We start from the raw sequence: 17,908 nt of genomic DNA on the forward strand, positions 1-17,908 counted from the left end.
TCTCCCAAAATCAAGCGGTCAGTTTACGCCGGGCCAGCGCCCCGCCCAAGAGCCCGCTGAGGCAACCGACCAACAGCCCGCCGACATGAGCGGCGTTGGCGATCTGGCCGAAGCCGAGCAGGCTGATCAAACCGGACAGGCACAGCAACAGCCAGACCAGCATCATTACCAGCACGCCGCGCGGCATGCGATACACAGGGTTGGGCGCCAGCCATTGGTACAGCCAGACATGCCCGAGCAAACCGTAGAGCACCCCCGACAGGCCGCCGAACAGGCTCGGGCCGCCAAACAGGTACTGGGCGGCGTTGGACACCAGGCTGAACAGCAGGGTCATGCCGAGCAGGTTCCACGGGCCCTGGCGCAGCTCGATGCGCCGGCCCAGCTCCCAGTACCAAAGGCCGTTCATGGCCAGGTGGAGGATGCCGAAATGCACCAGCATCGGTGTGAACAGGCGCCACCACTGGCCATCGGCAAGGCTTGCGGCCAACGGGGTGAAGTACAGGTAATCGCCCTGCACGCGAAAATCGAGGAAGGTCAGCCAGCTCAAGGTGGCGAAGTTGTCGCCAAGCCCGGTGAGGCCGGCAACGATCAGGCACAGCAGCAGGATCGCCGCCGTGGCCTTGCTGGCGCGCAACTGCTCGCCGACGCTTGGCTGTGCCGGTGGCGCCAGGGCGGTGTCGGCCGGCAATTCAAACTCCGCATTGCCCTCTGGGAAGCGCTGATACAGCTCGCGCACGTCTTCGGCGAAGTCCTCGGCCACCCACAACACCAGGTCGCCGCCCTCCTCGCTGACCCGGTGCGGCACCTGCAGGCGCCGTAACAGGCCGACAAAACCGCTGAGATCGGTACTCAGCGGCATGCGTAATACCTCCACTACAGTCATTGGCTGGCCTCCGGCCGGTCGACATCGACCCAGACGAACTTGCGTGGGTCGATGCGGGTTTCAGCATCCAGACGGTAAGCAACCAGTTTGCCGTACAGCACCGCACTGTAGTCCAGGCAGGCCAGGTTGGCGCGGATCGGCGCCGGTTTGCCGCTGCGCCAGTAATGGCCGACAAACAGCATCGGTTCGTCCTCGCTGTAGCGCAGCAAGGCGTTCTTCTGGCTGTGGCTGAGCGGCGCGTTGGCCACCTGCTCGGGCAGCGCATCGGGCTGGAAGACGATATCGCCGTAGGTTTGCGGGTCTTCTTCCCAGAACTTGGTGCGGAAAAACGCGCGGGTCAGGCCGTCGCCCCCGGTCAGGGTCAAACCGTCCGGCAGGCGCATGTCGGTACCGCGCAACAGGCGGTTGCAGACCGTGGCGGCAAAGCTCTCCGGCACCGCCGAAGCCTGGATGAAATGCTCGTCGATGCGCCCGTCCGGGTACTGCTGGCGCAGCGGCTCGATCAGGCGCGCGTCCCAGCAGGCATGCACCAGGCGAAAACGCCCGGCGTCGATGAACAGCGGCAGCTCGTAGAACCACTCGAGGAAGTCCTGCCAGTCGCCCGGGTGCTGTTCGAACTGGGTCAGGGTCTCGTAGATCAGCCGCCCGTGGCGCGGAGTGTGCTCGCGCACGTAGTGCTTGCCGCTCTCGGGCAACGCCGGGGTGTTCCAGCCCAGGGCGTTGTACTCGTGGTTGCCCATGATGCAGTAGGCCTGGCCGGCTTCGACCATGTCATGGACGATGTGCAGCGCTTCGCGAATCCGCGGGCCACGGTCGATGATGTCGCCGAGGAACAGCGCCTGGCGCGACGGGTGACGCCAGACGCCGCCCTGGCGCTTGTAGCCGAGGGCATCGAGCAGGCGTTCGAGGGTGTGCGCACAACCGTGCACGTCACCGATCAGGTCGAAACTGCGAGCGGGATCGAGCATCACTCGCCTCCACCACCCAGGCGGCTGCCCCAGCCGAGCTTGGTCCGGCATACCTCATAGTAATTGTGATCCAGCGGGTGGATCAGACGCAGCTTCTGCGGCTTCTTGTTCACCGTGATGGTGTCGCCCGGCGCACAGGTGAAATGGTTCTGGCCGTCGCAGGAAATCTGCGGGTAGATCTGCAGGTCCTTGGACACCACGATCTTCAGCTCGCTGTTGCCGTCGACCACGATCGGCCGCCCGGACAAGGTGTGCGGGTACATCGGCACGATGACGATGGCGTCGAGCTTGGGGTGCATGATCGGCCCGCCCGCCGACAACGCGTAGGCGGTGGAACCGGTCGGGGTGGCGACGATCAGGCCGTCGGCCTTCTGGCTGCAGACGAACTGGCCGTCGATGTAGATCTCGAATTCGATCATCCGCGTCGACTTGCCCGGGTGCAGCACCACATCGTTGAGGGCGTCGCCCTGGCCGATGGCTTCGGCGTGGCGGCGGACCTCGGCCTGCAGCAGGAAACGGTTTTCCACCAGGTAATGGCCGTCGAGTACCTCGGCGACTTTCACTTCCAGCTCATCGGGGCGGATATCGGTCAAGAAGCCCAGGCTGCCACGGTTGATACCCAGCACCGGAATGTTGTGCCGGGCCAGGGCGCGGGCGGCGCCGAGCAAGCTGCCGTCGCCACCGACGACGATCACCAGGTCGCAGACTTCGCCCAACAACTTGCGCGTTGAGGTCTGCAGGCCGTGGCCGGGCAGGACTTCGGCGATGGTGTCCTCAAGGATGACGTGCAGATGCCGCTCCAGCAGGAATTTTTTCAGTCGGCGAATGGTATCGAGCACCTGGGAGCTGCCGAGGCGGCCGATGATACCGATATTGCGAAATTGCTCCATGGGGCTCCAGGGCTCTACGGCGGGTAAAAAGGCGATGCTCGCCAAAGAGTTCGATTATGGGCGAAAGCGCCGTGCAGCGGCAAACGCCGGAGAAATTCGCCAGGCGCGCAGGCTTAGCGGCTATGCTCGCTGAATGAACCCGTTTCCCAGCCTGATCGACCTGCCCCGCCAGTTGCGCCAGCCTCAGGTGCGCGACCTGGCCTGGGTCATTCTCGCGCCGCCGATGCTGCGCGACACGCCGTGGCCGCAGCGTCATCCACTGGCCGCCAGCCGTTGGGTGGCCGAGCCAGAACGGCTGCAGCAGTGGCTGCTCGAGCAGGACCGTGACAGCCACGCCCTGCTGTACTGGCTGACCCAGGCCAGCACCCGGCGCCTGGGGCTGTACTACGAACGTCTATGGCAGTTTGTCCTCCAGCATGCCCCGGGCGTGACCCTGCTGGCCGCCAACCTGCCGATCCGCAACGGCGGGCATACCCTCGGCGAGCTGGACCTGCTGCTGCGCGACAGTGACGGCGTGCACCACCTGGAACTGGCAATCAAGCTATACTTGGGCCCGCAGCACGGCACCGACGACAACCCGGCGCAGTGGCTGGGGCCGGGTTGTCACGATCGCCTGGACCGCAAGCTTGCGCACCTGGCCGAGCATCAACTGCCGATATCGGCCCGTAGCGAAAGCCGCGAAGCGCTGGCGGCGCTGGAGATCGAGCAGTTCAGTGCGCAGCTGTGGCTGGGCGGCTACCTGCTGTACCCCTGGCCGGGACAGGCGCAAGCGCCGCGCGGGGCCAACCCACAGCACTTGCGTGGGCGATGGTTGCACCAGCGTGACTGGGCAGCGTTCCGTGCCCAGAGTGCACCTGGTCGCTGGCAGCCATTGCCGCGCCATGCCTGGCTGGCGCCGGCCTGTTACCCGGCGCAGGACTGCTGGTCGGCACAGCGCTTCGAGACCTGGTTGCAGGCGCTGGACCCGCTGGCGCCAGCGCAGTTGCTGGTGCGGCTGGTCGAGGGTGAGCGTGGCGAGTGGGAGGAAGCCGAGCGGTTGTTTCTGGTCTCGGACTTATGGCCGAACCTGCCAGGGTGACGGGTTTTACGCCTGCTGCGCAGGCGATCGCTGGCAAGCCAGCTCCCACAGGTTGTGGGAGCCGGCCTTGCCGGCGATGAAGCCAGCCCTAAACCACAGTCAACCGCAGCGCCAGCGCCACCAAGGTCAGCAACAACACCGGCACCGTCAGCACGATCCCGACCTTGAAGTAATACCCCCAGCCAATCTTCACCCCCTTGCGCTCCAGCACATGCAGCCACAGCAGGGTCGCCAGGCTGCCGATCGGGGTGATCTTCGGCCCCAGGTCGCTGCCGATCACGTTGGCGTAGATCATCGCCTCCTTGACCACACCCGTGGCGGTACTGGCATCGATCGACAAGGCGCCGATCAGCACCGTCGGCAGGTTGTTCATGATCGACGACAGCACCGCGGTCAGCAGCCCGGTGCCCAGCGCCGCGCCCCACACCCCGCCCATGGCAAAACCGTCGAGCCAGCCGGCCAGGTAATCGGTCAGCCCGGCATTGCGCAGGCCGTAGACCACCAGGTACATGCCTAAGGAGAACACCACGATGTGCCAGGGCGCTTCCTTGAGCACCTTGCGCGTGGAGATTTTGTGCCCGCGCGCCGCCACCAGCAGCAACACCAGGGCGCACACTGCAGAAATCGCGCTGATCGGAATGCCCAGCGGCTCCAGGGCAAAGCAACCCAGCAGCAGGATCATCAGCACCAGCCAGCCGGCGACGAAGGTCGCCGGGTCCTGCACCACGCTGCGCGGGGCATCCAGTTGCAGCGGGTCGTAGTTGCGCGGAATGTCGCGGCGAAAGTACCACAGCAGCACTGCCAGGGTGGCCGCCACGGCGACCAGGTTGACCGGCACCATCACCGCCGCGTAGCGGTTGAAGCCAATACCGAAGAAGTCGGCAGAGACGATGTTGACCAGGTTCGACACCACCAGCGGCAAGCTGGCGGTATCAGCGATAAAGCCTGCGGCCATGACGAACGCCAGGGTCGCCGCCGGGCTGAAGCGCAGGGCCAGGAGCATGGCCACCACGATCGGGGTAAGGATCAGCGCCGCACCATCATTGGCGAACAGTGCCGACACCAGTGCCCCCAGCAGCACGATGTAGCAGAACAAGCGCCGGCCACTGCCGCGCCCCCAACGCGCCACATGCAACGCCGCCCAGGCGAAGAAGCCGGCGGCATCGAGCAGCAGGCTGATGATGATCAGGGCGATGAAGGTGCCAGTGGCGTTCCAGATGATGTGCCAGACCACCGGGATATCGCTCCACTGCACCACCCCGCAAAGCAACGCCAGCAGCGCCCCGCCCGTGGCGCTCCAGCCCACGCCCAGGCCACGGGGCTGCCAGATCACCAGGGTAATGGTCAGCAGGAAAATCAAAGATGCCATCAGCATGAAGTACAAACCTTGCAAAATAGTGGGGCACAAGCGCCGGATTCTAGCGACAGATCAAGACGGCGGTGATGAATTTCTGCTGCAATGCCCGGGTAACCGGCTGGCAAGCGGTTACAGTTAGCTGACTGCGCCAGAAGAGCGCGGACTTCGACCTGATGATGAGGAACACCCATGACTCTGAGCCAAAACCAGGCCCGCTACAGTGGCCTGTCGATTGCCCTGCACTGGCTGATGCTGGTGCTGCTGGCGGCGGTCTACGCCTTTATCGAACTGCGCGGCATGTTTCCCAAGGACAGCGCCGAACGCGCATTGATGAAAGACCTGCACTTCATGCTGGGCCTGAGCGTGTTCGTGCTGGTCTGGTTACGCCTGGCCCTGCGCCTGGGTCGCCCGACCCCAGCGATCATTCCGGCGCCACCGGCCTGGCAGACAGGCCTGGCGCACCTGATGCACCTGGCCCTGTACCTGCTGATGATCGGCCTGCCGCTGGCCGGCTGGCTACTGCTCAGCGCCGCCAACAAACCGATCCCGTTCTACGGTTTCGAGCTGCCGGCGCTGATCGCCCCGGACCCGGACCAGGCCAAATTCATCAAGGGCTGGCACGAGCGTATCGGCACCTGGGGCTACTGGCTGATCGGCCTGCATGCGGTCGCAGGCCTGTACCATCATTACGTGCAGCGCGATAACACCCTGCTGCGCATGTTGCCACGCAACAACTAGGCAAAACCGCGGCGGCCCTGCAGGCCGCCGCTGTGCAGGAAGATAAGCCGGGTACCAGGGGCAAAGGCCCCGGCTTCGACCTCCCGACGTAGCGCCAGCAAGGCTTTGGCGGTGTACAGCGGCTCCAGCGGCATCGCCGACTGCGCCTCGCACTCGGCCATGAACGCCAACAGTTCGTCATCGACCTTGGCAAAGCCGCCACGGCAGGCCTCATGCAAGCGGTAACCGGCCTTGCCCACCAACGTTTGCACCGCCTCGGGCACGCCATGGTCCAGCGGCACGGCCAAGGCGCCATGAACCTCGTGCCTGCCCGCTTCCGCCAGCACCAACCCGGCCAGGGTGGTACCAGTACCTGCCGCCAGCCACCAGCCGTGATAATCCGCCCAGCCCAGCGCCGCCAATTGCGCGTGCGCCTGCTCGACGATCAAGGCGCAGCCCTTGGCGCCCAGGGCCCCGCCGCCGCCTTCGGCGACACAATGCCAGCCGGGGTAAAGCGCCTGCCAGGGTTGCCAGAAACCCGGCTGATGACGCTCGCGATAGCCGCCATACCCCAGCCAATGCAGCTGCATGCCAAAGGCCTGCAGGTCGCGCACCGTCGGTGTGTCTTGCGCGTGCCCGCGCAGCAGGCCTGCGGTGGCAAAGCCGAAACGCTTGCCGGCGGCTGCCAGGGCATGCAAGTGATTGGAATGGGCGCCGCCAAGGCTGATCACCCCAGGCGCCCCCTGGGCCTGGGCGATTCGCAGGTGTTCGAGCAGCTTGAACCACTTGTTGCCGCTGATCAGCGGGTCGATCAGGTCCAGGCGCAACACCGCCAGCTCCACGCCATGGGCGCGCAGCCAGCTCAGGGGCAAGGGTTGCAGGGGCGCGAGAGGAAGGTCGTCGAATCTGCCGATCATGGGAGGGGCACAACAGGGCTGCCAGGGCAGCGCAGTGTAACAGCGCGACGGGCCCGGCAGCCCGCCGCGCTGCGCCAGTCAGAGTTCGGCGGCCAGGCGCGACCCCTGGTTGATGGCGCGCTTGGCATCCAGCTCGGCGGCGACATCGGCACCGCCGATCAGGTGCACCGACTGGCCAGCGGCGACCAGGCCGTCCTGCAGTTCGCGCAGCGGGTCCTGGCCGGCGCAGATGACGATGTTATCCACCGGCAGCACCTGCGGCTCGCCCTCGGCGATGCGGATGTGCAGGCCGGCATCGTCGATGTTCAGGTACTCGACGCTGTTGAGCATCTGCACCTGCTTGTTCTTCAGGCCGGTGCGGTGAATCCAGCCGGTGGTCTTGCCCAGGCCATCGCCGACCTTGGTCTTTTTGCGCTGCAGGAGGAACACCTGACGCGCCGGCGCATGGGGTTCGGCCTTGATGCCGGCCACACCACCGCGGGCTTCAAGCTGGGTATCGATGCCCCACTCCTTCCAGAACGCCTCGCGGTCCTGGCTGGTGGCCACGCCCTGGTGCACCAGGTACTCGGAGACGTCAAAGCCGATACCGCCAGCGCCGATCACCGCAACCTTCTGCCCTACCGGCTTGCGTTGCAGCAGCACGTCCAGGTAGCTCAACACCTTGGCGTGTTCAATGCCAGGGATAGCCGGCAGGCGCGGAGCGATACCGGTGGCGAGGATGATCTCGTCAAAGCCGCCCGCCGCCAGCTGCTCGGCATCGACGCGGGTGTTCAGGCACAGCTCGACACCGGTGGTCTGCAGCTTGCGCTTGAAGTAGCGCAGGGTCTCGTAGAACTCCTCTTTGCCCGGCACGCGCTTGGCCACGTTGAACTGGCCGCCGATCTCGCTGGCCGAATCGAACAGGGTCACCTCATGGCCGCGCTCGGCTGCCACGGTGGCAGCAGCCAGGCCGGCGGGGCCGGCGCCCACTACGGCGATACGCTTGACCTGGGTTACCGGCAGGTAATTGAGCTCGGTTTCGTGGCAAGCGCGCGGGTTGACCAGGCAACTGGTCAGCTTGCCGCCGAAGGTGTGGTCCAGGCAGGCCTGGTTACAGCCGATGCAGGTGTTGATCTCGTCGCCACGCCCGGCGGCGGCCTTGTTGACGAACTCCGGGTCGGCCAGGAACGGCCGCGCCATCGAGACCATGTCGGCATCGCCTTCGGCAAGGATCTGCTCGGCGACTTCTGGGGTGTTGATGCGGTTGGTGGTGATCAGCGGGATCTGCACTGCACCGCGCAGCTTGGCGGTGACCTTGCTGAACGCCGCGCGCGGCACCTTGGTGGCGATGGTCGGGATCCGCGCCTCGTGCCAGCCGATACCGGTGTTGATGAGGGTCGCGCCGGCCTGTTCCACGGCCTTGGCCAGCTGCACGATCTCTTCCCAGCTGCTGCCGCCCTCGACCAGGTCGAGCATCGACAGGCGGAAGATGATGATGAAGTTCGGCCCTACCGCTTCGCGCACACGGCGGACGATTTCCACCGCCAGGTGCATGCGGTTCTCGTAGCTGCCACCCCAGCGGTCGGTGCGCTGATTGGTGTGGGCGGCGAGGAACTGGTTGATGAAGTAGCCTTCCGACCCCATGATCTCGACGCCGTCGTACTCGGCGCTTTGCGCCAGTAGCGAGCAGGTGACGAAGTCCTGGATCTGCTTCTCGATGCCCTCTTCATCCAGCTCGCGCGGCTTGAACGGGTTGATCGGCGCCTGGATGGCGCTTGGCGCTACCGATTTCGGGCTGTAGGCATAGCGACCGGCGTGGAGGATCTGCATGCAGATCTTGCCACCGGCCTCATGCACCGCTTTGGTGACGATGCGGTGTTTATCGGCTTCTTCCGGCGTGCTCAGCTTGGCAGCGCCGGAATACACCCCACCCTCCACGTTCGGGCCAATGCCGCCGGTCACCATCAGGCCGACGCCGCCACGGGCGCGCTCGGCAAAGTAGGCCGCCATGCGCTCGAAACCGCCGGGCTTCTCTTCAAGGCCGGTGTGCATCGAGCCCATCAGCGTGCGGTTGCGCAAGGTGGTGAAACCCAGGTCCAGCGGGGCGAGCAAATGCGGGTATTGAGCGGCGGCCATAGTCAACTCCACAACAGGCGTAATCACGGAATGCGGGCGCCTCGCCAAGGCTGGCGGGGCCCGTCAGTTATCTGAGGCCGACATTAAAGAGCCAGCGGGCGCGGCTCAATGACCGAAAGTGACAAGTTATTGATCCTACTGCGCGCGGGGTCTACCCTAGGGGCCGAATCCCTTGTCGGCGCTGTCCCGTTTCATGCGAAAACTCCTGTTGAGCGCCCTGGCGCTGGTTGTCATTGCCGCCCTGAGTGGCTACGGGTTCTGGACCGAACAGCGCCCGGCCGGCCACTACCTGTCGGACCTGCGCATCGAGCTGGCCCTGAGCGAAGGCGTGCCGGCCGATCACGGCAATTTGCTGGGGGTCGAGCCGCAACTGTTCCCTGGCGACTACCAAAGCTTGCAACGCCTGCACCGCAAGCTGGCCGCCTACCTTGAACACGCCCGCGCCCAAGGCCTGATCAACGCCAAGACCATCGTCATCCTGCCCGAACACATCGGCACCTGGCTGTGGGCCCGCGGCGAGAAGAGCGAGCTGTATCAGGTCACCCAGCGCCGCGAAGCCCTGCAATGGCTGGAGCTGAGCAACCCGCTGCGCTACGGCCTGGCCATGCTCGGCGCCGAAGGCGACGACCGCCGTGCCGATGCGCACCTGCGAATGAAAGCCGGGCAGATGGCCGAGGATTACCAGCAGTTGTTCGGGGGCCTGGCCAAGGAGTTCGGCGTGACCCTGGTGGCGGGCTCTATCGTCTTGCCTGAACCTTATGTCGAGCGCGGCACCCTGCGGATCGGCTCCGGTGCCCTGTACAACGCCAGCCTGGTCTTCGCCAGCGACGGCTCGGTGCTTGGCCAGCCGCAGCGCCAACAGCACCCCGACAGCGAAGTGCGGCGCTTTATCAGCAGCGGCACCGATCAACCGCCACAGGTGCTGCAAACCCCTGCCGGGCGCCTTGGCGTGCTGATCGGCAGCGACAGCTGGTACCCCAGCAACCAGCAGCAACTGGTCAACCAGTTTGCCCAGATCGTCGCCAACCCGGTGTTCCTCAGCGGCCACAACAGCTGGAGCGCGCCATGGCGCGGCAACCGCCACCAACCCCTGGCCTCGTCGCTGACGCTCAAGCCGGGCGAGGTGAGCGAACGCGACGCCTGGCAGCGCCTGACCCTGGAGGCCAACACCGCCAAGGTCAGCAGCATGAGTGTGTTCCTGCGCGGGCGCTTCTGGGACCAGGCCGCCGATGGCCAGGGCTTTGCCCAGCTCAACGGGGTGAACCTGGGCGGCACTGCCAGCCCCGGTGCGCGCCTGCTGAACGTCTGGTTGTAAACGCATGAATCGCCCACGTGTGCGCTTGGGCGACCTGTCGGTCGGTTTCATTCAGCCGCTGAGTGAAACCCTGCAGCAACGCGGGATCGATCCCTCTCCCCTGCTCGCCCGCTACGGCCTGGACCCGGCGCGCCTGGCCGAACCGGGGGCGCGCCTGTCGATCCCGCGCTACATGCACCTGGGCCATGCCGCCATCGAGCTGACCGGCGATCCGGCCCTGGGCCTGCACATGGGCCATATCAGCCGCCTCGGCCAGGCAGGCCTGGCCGGCGTCACGGCGGCACAAGCGCCGACCGTGGGCGAAGCCGCGCGCACCTTGCTGCGCTTCGAACCACTGTATGCGGCCAATTACCGCGGGCATTCAAGCTATCACGAAGACAGTGGCGGCGTCTGGCTGCGTTTCTACTCGATCAGCCCGTACAACGCCTACAACCGCTTCGTGGTGGACTCACTGCTGGCCGGCTGGCTGGCGCAGTTGTCGAGCCTGGCGGGGGTGACCCTGCTGGCAGAACGGGTCGAGATCGAATTCGACGCGCCTGCCTACGCCGCCCACTACCAAGCCTTGAGCAGCAACCCGGTGCAGTTCGGCGCAGGCACCAATCAGCTGCGCCTGAGCCGCGCCAACCTGGCCCTGCGCAACCCCGCGCACTGCCCGAGCACCTGGCAGCACCTGCTGCAACTGTGTGAGGCCGAGCTTGAACAGCGCACGCGGATACGCAGCCTGGGCGAGCGCATCGCCCATCTGCTGGGGCCGTTGCTGAACGGTGGACGGGAACCGGATCTGGAGGAAGTGGCCAGGCACCTGCAACTGCCGACCTGGACCCTGCGGCGCAAGCTGGCCGAGGAAGGCACGCAGTTTCGCGCGATCCTCAACGATACCCGGCGCGACCTGGCCATGACCTACATTCGCGACACGGAGCTGGCCTTCGGCGAGATTGCCTATCTACTCGGGTTTGCCTCGGCAGAGGCCTTTCAACGCGCGTTCAAGCGCTGGAACGGCATCACCCCGGGCGAGTTTCGCCGCAGCCAGCGGCGTACCGGCTGATTACAGCTCGGTGGCGTCTTCAGCGGGCTCGACCGGGTCGAGCTCAATGGCGCGGTATTCGAGTAGTTCTTCTTGATAGTCGTCCATCATCTGCTCCGTCGTTTCTCATTCATGTCATTGATTCGTCAACGAGCCTAAAGTGCCGTGATGAAAGAAAAATGACAATGACGCTTGTCAAAACAACGTAGCAGACACTGGCGAAGTTACAGCGGCGCCTGCTCGGCGCTGCTGGCCGGCGCTGCCGGGGCGACGGTCGGGGCCGGCTCGGCGGCTGCCGGCGAGCTGCTGTCCTGGACACTGATCGGCGCAGCTTCTGCCGGCGGCGGTACCGGCTGCGAGCCATTGCTGTCATCGACCACGGGGGCGGCAGGCACCTCGGCAGCTGGCGCCGCAGCCGGCTCGGTGACCGGTACTGCTGCAGCCGGCGCTGGCGTCGCAGGTGCTGGCGCAGGCGTCGGGGCCAGGGCGGCCGCTGGCGCTAGCGGCGCAGGCTCGGGCACGCCCAGTTCCACTGCCGGCTTATCCGCAGGCTTGGGGCCGGCCTTTTTCTTGTTTTCCTTGGGCAGGAAGCTTTCGACCAGGGCGAAGTAACGCTCGTAGAACTTGGCCGAAGTCACGGTTTCGCTGGCGACCTTGACCATCGAGTCGTCACTGGAGCCGATCGGCATCGACACCGAACCCAGCACACCCACGCCAAGGCTGGCCGACGTGTTGGATTTTTTCAGCGCATAGCGGTCCTGCAGGGCGTTGGCGAACATGGTCGAGCGCTGCTCGTCGCCGCTGTCACGGGCGCAGACCACGTTGAAGCTGATCTGCAGGTGCGAATCGCCGGTCTGCTGGAAACTCTTGTTGCCATTGACCTGGCCTGCATCGCTGCTGGTGATGATGTAGCCCTGGCTGAGCAAGGCACGGCGGGCAGCCTCGCAGGTACCGGCCTCACTGACCGGAAAGCTGCGCGAAAAGGTACCCGAGTCGTCGAAATTCTCGTGTTCGTAAATGGCAGCTTTCTTCGAAGAACAGCCGGAAACACCCGCCAGCACAAGGGCCAGCCCGAGCGCACCGCAGACGGTTGACTTTGACATTGCAAATCCTGAGGAAAACGGTCGGTGCCTATTGTGCATCACATCGGCGGCATGCTGAAACCGTAGGCTGCCAATCACCGCAGAAAATTCATCCAAAGCGCCAGCGATCACCCCCGGTGCCTAGGGTTGACCATTGGTCGATAAGCCCACAATTACTTCACTCAAACCCTACTGTCTGATCGGATCCATCTGACTTTTGCCCTGCACATTCTGCGACTACGCTGGCAACTAGCCATTATTGACGCCATACCGGTCGACAGGAGTTACCTCGGTGAAAAACCTATCCGTGAAAATCAAGCTGCTGCTCGGCTTTACGCCCATCCTGGTATTGATGGTGCTGCTGGCCATTACCGCCATCAGTAGCCTGAATACCCTGACCCAACGGGCCGACCGCCTGGTGTCGGTCAATTACATCCTCGACAACCTCAATGAAATGCGTGCCGCCCAGCTGAGCTTCGAGCAACGCCGCGAAGGCACCTTCACCAGCCAGCTAACCAAGGCCCATCAGCGGGCCACAGCGTTGGTGGAGGAAAACCTCGCCGCCCTGCCCGATGCCGACTCGCAGCGCCTGCTCAAGGCCACTGGGGACGATCTCAAGCTGTACCTGGAACAATTCGAGCAACTCAAGGCGGCGACCGGCGGCACCCTGCTGCAGACCAAGCTTCACGATCAACTGCTGGAAAACGTCCACCAGGGCCTGGAGGCGATCAACCAGTTGATCACCCTGCAAAACCAGAAGAGCACCGAAGAATCCAGCAACAGCCGCAGCCTGATGCTCGCCTTGCTGTTCGCCGCCCTGGTGCTGGGTGTGCTGATCAGTGCGCTGATCATCCGCCAGGTCACCCAGCCACTGCGCCAGGCGCTGGAGATTGCCCGGCGCATTGGCGAAGGCGACCTGACCAACACCGCCAGCGAACCGCGCCGCGACGAATTCGGCCAGCTGCTGCAGGCGCTGGCGCAAAGCGGCGATAACCTGCGGGAGATGCTCGGCCAGGCCGGGCATGTCACCCGCCAGCTGTCGAGCGCCGCCGAAGCGCTGTCGACCATCACCGAGCAGACCAGCGCCGGCATCACCAGCCAGAAGGTCGAGACTGACCAGGTGGCCACGGCGATGAGCGAAATGGTCGCCACCGTCCAGGAAGTCGCGCGCAATGCCGAAGAAGCCAGCGAAGCCACGCGCCAGGCCGACAGCCAGGCCAAACAGGGCAACCGCGTGGTACAGCAGGCCCTGAACCAGATCGGCCAGCTGGCGGACGATATCGGCAGTTCGGCCAGCGCGATCAGCCAGCTGTCGGAAGAAAGCGAACGCATCGGTACGGTGATGACGGTGATCAACGCCATCGCCGAGCAGACCAACCTGCTGGCGCTCAATGCCGCCATCGAAGCGGCGCGCGCTGGCGAGGCCGGCCGCGGTTTTGCCGTGGTGGCCGACGAGGTTCGCGGGCTGGCACTGCGCACCCAGCAGTCGACAGCACAGATCGAAGCGCTGATCGTCTCCTTGCAACAGGGCGCACAGAAGGCCGCCGAAATGATGCACGCCAACCAGCAGCAGGTCGGCGGCACGGTAGAGATGGCCAATCAGGCCGGTATCGAACTGCAGGCCATCACCCAGACCGTGACCAGCATCCAGACCATGAACCTGCAGATCGCCACCGCCGCCGAACAGCAGAGCGCCGTGGCCGAATCGATCAACCGCAGCGTGCTCAGCGTTCGTGATGTCGCCGAACAGTCGTCCACCGCTTCACAGCAGACTGCGGCCTCGTCAGTGGAACTGGCGCGCTTGGGCTGCGAACTGCAACAGCTGGTGGCGCGCTTCAGGGTTTAGCCGTTGACTCAGCCGAACAGGCCGCCGTCGTCGCTGTCGATGACGATCGACGACAGGCTCACATGCCGCGGCCGGGTCACGGCAAACAGCACCGCCTCGACCACATCCCGATTGGTGCCGCGCTCACCCTTCTGGCGCTCGCTGACGGCCTCCCAGGCAGGTTCGGTCGGGGAGATATCGTCCAGGTACGGCGGGTGCACGCACAACGAACGGATCGGCGTACCCGCCAGCTGTTGACGCAACCCTTCGGCCAGCGCCCGCTGGGCGTGCTTGGCGGCGTAGAACGGCACTGAGACGCTGTGCAAGGCGGCATTGGGCAATGCGCTGATCGAACCTATGGTGACGATGTCCGGGCGCCGGGAGCGGCGTAGCGACGCCAGCAGGCCCTGGGTGAAGAGGAAGGTGCCGGTGACCGCGGCGTTGATCACGCCCTGCACGTCTTCGGGCGAGTAGCCCTGCTCGTTCGCTTCCAGCCACATGGCGCCGTTGTTGATCAGCACGTCGAGGGTGGGAAAGCGCTGACTGATGGTTTGCGTGGCGCGGGTAACGCTGGCGCTGTCGGCCAGGTCGACCTGGACCGTGGTCGGCAGCTGGCCTGTGCGGGTTTCGATAGTGGCGGCGACGTGTGCCAGCGCCGCTTCATTGCGCCCGCACAGCACCACCTTGCAACCGGCGTCGGCCAGCGAGATGGCCAGGGCGGCACCCAGGCCGCGTCCGGCGCCGGTGATCACCGCGATCGAGTCTTGAAGATTGTTCATCCTGAACCTCAGTGGAAGACTGAAGGCGCTAGCATAACGGTTGTGAGGACTGGATGTAGACCAAGTAGGCCTCATCGCTGGCAAGGCCAGCTCTCACAAGTTTTGTGTACACCGCGCTCCTGTGGGAGCCGGCCTTGCCGGCGATGGCCGCACCACGGTGCCGAAATTCAGGCACAAAAAAAGCGACCCGAAGGTCGCTTTCTTTGTTACTTCGATATGGCGCAGCGGACGGGACTCGAACCCGCGACCCCCGGCGTGACAGGCCGGTATTCTAACCGACTGAACTACCGCTGCGTGTCGTGCTCACCCGAGTTGCGCGAAGGCTGCAAAACTCAGGCACAAAAAAAGCAACCTCAGGTCGCTCTCTTTGTTGCTTCGAGGAGTTCAAGGGCCTCGAAGCGAAGATGGCGCAGCGGACGGGACTCGAACCCGCGACCCCCGGCGTGACAGGCCGGTATTCTAACCGACTGAACTACCGCTGCGTATCGTACAGGCTTGCGCCCGCTTGAAACTGGGATCTGGCTACAAGGCTGTTGGCCTTGAAACCTCAAACCGGTCGTTAAACCGATCTGGAGAATAGTGGCGCAGCGGACGGGACTCGAACCCGCGACCCCCGGCGTGACAGGCCGGTATTCTAACCGACTGAACTACCGCTGCGCATATGGACTTGCGTCCGGTTCCTCTCTGGTAACACCTTCTTGCGAAAGTGTCGGGTCAGGAACATCTCAGGAAGTGGTGGGTGATGACGGGATCGAACCGCCGACCCTCTGCTTGTAAGGCAGATGCTCTCCCGGCTGAGCTAATCACCCGTGTGCTTCGCTGAGGTGGCGAAATTTACGCAGGTATCGAACCTAAGTCAATAGCCTGATTGAAGTTTTTTTCACTGAGGTGAAAAAAACAGCTTCAAGCTTCAAGCTGCAAGCCACAAGAAAAAGCAAAATCAAAAGCACATTGCGGACATCCTGCAGCTACCGATAGATCATCTTCTTGGTCATGCCACCGTCGACCACAAATTCCTGGCCGGTGACGAAGCCGGCATTGCGCGACAGCAACCAGGCCACCATCGCCGCGACGTCTTCCACCGTCCCTACCCTGCCCGCCGGATGCTGGGCATGGTCGGCTTCGGTCAGCGGCTCGGCACGGCGCTGGGCAGGATCACGTGCATCGATCCAGCCGGGGCTCACCGCGTTGACGCGAATCTCCGGGCCCAGGCTCATGGCCAGGGCATGGGTCAGGGCCAGCAGCCCGCCCTTGCTCGCGGCATAGGCCTCGGTGTCGGGCTCCGATTGCCCGGCGCGGGTCGACGCCAGGTTGACGATCGCCCCGCAATGGGCGCGCAGGTACGGCGCACAGTGCTTGGCCAGCAGCATCGGGCCGCCAAGGTTGACCGCCAGCACCCGGTTCCAGTGCGCCAGGCTCAGGCTTTCGAGGGTGGTGTTGTGCGGGTCGGCAATCGCGGCGTTGCACACCAGGGCGTCGAGCCGGCCAAACTGGCCCAGCACTTCAGCCACACCAGTCATCACCTGGGCTTCGTCGGCGACATCCATGCCGACGAACCAGGCGTTGTCGCCGAGCACCTTGGCCACTTTCGCGCCACGGGCACGGTCGAGGTCGGTGAGCACCACCTGCCAGCCTTCGCTGATCAGCCAGGCAGCAATGCCCAGGCCAATACCGCGCGCCGCGCCGGTGACCAGGGCGACGCGACCGTTATGGCTGCTGTCGCCCACCGACCAGTCGATCACAGCGCCGCCAACCCGCGGGCCAGGTCGGCCTTGAGGTCAGCCACGTCTTCCAGCCCCACCGCGACCCGGATCAGGCTGTCGCGAATGCCGGCGGCCTCACGCTCCTGCGGCGACAGACGGCCGTGGGAGGTGGTGCCCGGGTGGGTGATGGTGGTCTTGCTGTCACCCAGGTTGGCGGTGATCGAAATCAGCCGGGTGGCATCGATGAAGCGCCAGGCGCCCTCTTTGCCGCCCTTGACCTCAAAGCTCACCACGGCGCCGAAACCGCTCATCTGCTGCTTGGCCAGCTCATGCTGCGGATGGCTCTGCAGGCCCGCGTAGTGGACCTTGTCGATGCCCTCCTGCTGCTCCAGCCATTCGGCCAGGGCCTGGGCGTTGGCGCAGTGGGCGCGCATGCGCAGGTTGAGGGTCTCCAGGCCCTTGAGGAAGATCCAGGCGTTGAACGGGCTCAGCGACGGCCCGGCGGTGCGCAAAAAGCCCACCACTTCCTTCATCTGCTCGCTGCGCCCGGCAACCACGCCGCCCATGCAACGGCCCTGGCCGTCGATGAACTTGGTCGCCGAGTGCACGACAATGTCGGCGCCCAGCTTCAGCGGCTGCTGCAAGGCCGGAGTGCTGAAGCAGTTGTCGACCACCAGTTGCGCGCCCTTGGCATGGGCAATCTCGGCCAGGGCGGCGATATCCACCAGCTCAGCCAAGGGGTTTGAGGGCGACTCGACGAACAGCAGCCTGGTGTTGGCCTTGATCGCCTGGTTCCAGGCGGCCAGATCGGTCAGCGGCACGTAATCGACCTGCACGCCGAAGCGCTTGAAGTACTTCTCGAACAGGCTGATGGTCGAACCGAAGACGCTCTGCGAGACCAGCACATGATCGCCGGCGCTGCACAGGGCCATGACGGTCGAAAGGATCGCCGACATGCCGGTGGAGGTGGCCACCGCCTGCTCGGCGCCTTCAAGGGCGGCGATGCGCTCTTCGAAGGCGCGCACGGTCGGGTTGGTGTAGCGTGAATAGACGTTGCCTGGAACCTCGCCGGCGAACCGCGCGGCGGCATCGGCCGCCGTACGGAACACATAGCTGGAGGTGAAGAACAGCGGATCGCTGTGCTCACCTTCCGGCGTGCGATGCTGGCCGGCGCGTACCGCCAGCGTGTCGAAAGCGACCCCTTCGAGGTCGCTGTCCAGGCGCCCGGCATCCCATTCCTGTGTCATGCCGCTGC

The 17,908-nt window shown here is 64.9% G+C and carries 15 protein-coding genes and 4 tRNA genes; 5 read left to right on the forward strand and 14 right to left on the reverse strand.

Translation table 11 applies throughout. The features are described from left to right. Positions 1–10: 10 nt before the first annotated feature. From KHO53_RS02370 to KHO53_RS02380, 3 genes are read right to left on the reverse strand one after another with little or no spacing between them, the layout of a single operon-like run. Positions 11–883: a rhomboid family intramembrane serine protease gene (locus tag KHO53_RS02370; protein WP_010223283.1), complete on the reverse strand. Its 873-nt coding sequence runs from the start codon at positions 881–883 to the stop codon at positions 11–13. After that, on the reverse strand, positions 880–1,851 hold the full coding sequence (locus KHO53_RS02375; protein WP_010223282.1) for a metallophosphoesterase: 972 nt from the start codon (positions 1,849–1,851) through the stop codon (positions 880–882). The genes KHO53_RS02370 and KHO53_RS02375 overlap by 4 nt, the downstream gene beginning before the upstream one ends. After that, positions 1,851–2,741: an NAD(+) kinase gene (locus KHO53_RS02380; protein ID WP_010223281.1), complete on the reverse strand. Its 891-nt coding sequence runs from the start codon at positions 2,739–2,741 to the stop codon at positions 1,851–1,853. The genes KHO53_RS02375 and KHO53_RS02380 overlap by 1 nt, the downstream gene beginning before the upstream one ends. Positions 2,742–2,874: 133 nt before the next feature. Between KHO53_RS02380 and KHO53_RS02385 the strand changes: the two genes are divergently transcribed. Beyond that, positions 2,875–3,819 carry a DUF1853 family protein gene (locus KHO53_RS02385; RefSeq protein WP_036996454.1) on the forward strand — a complete coding sequence of 315 codons (945 nt, stop codon included), beginning with the start codon at positions 2,875–2,877 and terminating at the stop codon, positions 3,817–3,819. 88 nt (positions 3,820–3,907) lie between these two features. On the opposite strand, the gene KHO53_RS02390 is transcribed toward KHO53_RS02385, so the two are convergent. Then, positions 3,908–5,194, reverse strand: a complete 1,287-nt coding sequence (locus KHO53_RS02390) for an arsenic transporter (protein WP_010223279.1) — start codon at positions 5,192–5,194, stop codon at positions 3,908–3,910. 171 nt (positions 5,195–5,365) lie between these two features. Between KHO53_RS02390 and KHO53_RS02395 the strand changes: the two genes are divergently transcribed. Then, positions 5,366–5,914 (forward strand): cytochrome b, encoded by a 549-nt coding sequence (locus KHO53_RS02395; RefSeq protein ID WP_010223278.1) that lies wholly within the window; start codon positions 5,366–5,368, stop codon positions 5,912–5,914. Here the strand turns inward: KHO53_RS02395 and KHO53_RS02400 are convergent. After that, on the reverse strand, positions 5,911–6,810 hold the full coding sequence (locus KHO53_RS02400; RefSeq protein WP_213569935.1) for a 1-aminocyclopropane-1-carboxylate deaminase/D-cysteine desulfhydrase: 900 nt from the start codon (positions 6,808–6,810) through the stop codon (positions 5,911–5,913). The two genes, KHO53_RS02395 and KHO53_RS02400, sit on opposite strands and share 4 nt — an antisense overlap. 78 nt (positions 6,811–6,888) lie before the next feature. Continuing rightward, positions 6,889–8,925 (reverse strand): NADPH-dependent 2,4-dienoyl-CoA reductase, encoded by a 2,037-nt coding sequence (locus KHO53_RS02405; protein WP_213569936.1) that lies wholly within the window; start codon positions 8,923–8,925, stop codon positions 6,889–6,891. A gap of 193 nt (positions 8,926–9,118) precedes the next feature. On the opposite strand from KHO53_RS02405, the gene KHO53_RS02410 reads away from it, so the two are divergent. Both KHO53_RS02410 and KHO53_RS02415 read left to right on the forward strand, forming a co-directional pair. After that, entirely contained in the window at positions 9,119–10,240 is a 1,122-nt protein-coding gene (locus tag KHO53_RS02410; RefSeq protein ID WP_213569937.1) for a nitrilase-related carbon-nitrogen hydrolase, read from the forward strand. 4 nt (positions 10,241–10,244) lie between these two features. Continuing rightward, on the forward strand, positions 10,245–11,285 hold the full coding sequence (locus KHO53_RS02415; RefSeq protein WP_213569938.1) for an AraC family transcriptional regulator: 1,041 nt from the start codon (positions 10,245–10,247) through the stop codon (positions 11,283–11,285). Between the two features lie 203 nt (positions 11,286–11,488). Here KHO53_RS02415 and KHO53_RS02420 read toward each other — a convergent pair whose 3' ends face one another. Next, a complete protein-coding gene (locus KHO53_RS02420) occupies positions 11,489–12,367 on the reverse strand; it encodes a DUF2242 domain-containing protein (protein ID WP_213569939.1) in 879 nt (292 codons plus the stop codon). Positions 12,368–12,638: 271 nt separating this feature from the next. On the opposite strand from KHO53_RS02420, the gene KHO53_RS02425 reads away from it, so the two are divergent. Then, a complete protein-coding gene (locus KHO53_RS02425) occupies positions 12,639–14,192 on the forward strand; it encodes a methyl-accepting chemotaxis protein (protein WP_254469303.1) in 1,554 nt (517 codons plus the stop codon). A gap of 8 nt (positions 14,193–14,200) precedes the next feature. Here the strand turns inward: KHO53_RS02425 and KHO53_RS02430 are convergent, their stop codons facing one another. From KHO53_RS02430 to KHO53_RS02460, 7 genes are all read right to left on the reverse strand, one after another. Next, positions 14,201–14,950 (reverse strand): SDR family oxidoreductase, encoded by a 750-nt coding sequence (locus KHO53_RS02430; RefSeq protein WP_010223270.1) that lies wholly within the window; start codon positions 14,948–14,950, stop codon positions 14,201–14,203. A gap of 217 nt (positions 14,951–15,167) precedes the next feature. Then, positions 15,168–15,244: transfer RNA gene (locus KHO53_RS02435), tRNA-Asp, on the reverse strand. Between the two features lie 111 nt (positions 15,245–15,355). Next, a tRNA-Asp gene (locus KHO53_RS02440) sits at positions 15,356–15,432 on the reverse strand. Positions 15,433–15,530: 98 nt separating this feature from the next. Then, positions 15,531–15,607: transfer RNA gene (locus tag KHO53_RS02445), tRNA-Asp, on the reverse strand. 76 nt (positions 15,608–15,683) lie between these two features. Beyond that, positions 15,684–15,759: transfer RNA gene (locus KHO53_RS02450), tRNA-Val, on the reverse strand. Between the two features lie 159 nt (positions 15,760–15,918). Further along, the gene (locus KHO53_RS02455) at positions 15,919–16,677 is read right to left on the reverse strand and encodes an SDR family oxidoreductase (protein WP_174242333.1); all 759 of its coding nucleotides are present in this window, start codon (positions 16,675–16,677) and stop codon (positions 15,919–15,921) included. Positions 16,678–16,688: 11 nt separating this feature from the next. Then, positions 16,689–17,900 (reverse strand): O-succinylhomoserine sulfhydrylase, encoded by a 1,212-nt coding sequence (locus KHO53_RS02460; protein ID WP_010223268.1) that lies wholly within the window; start codon positions 17,898–17,900, stop codon positions 16,689–16,691. Positions 17,901–17,908: the final 8 nt, after the last annotated feature.

It is taken from the genome of Pseudomonas sp. RC2C2, assembly GCF_018390435.1.
In the GTDB taxonomy this organism is placed as follows: Bacteria; Pseudomonadota; Gammaproteobacteria; order Pseudomonadales; family Pseudomonadaceae; genus Aquipseudomonas; species Aquipseudomonas donghuensis.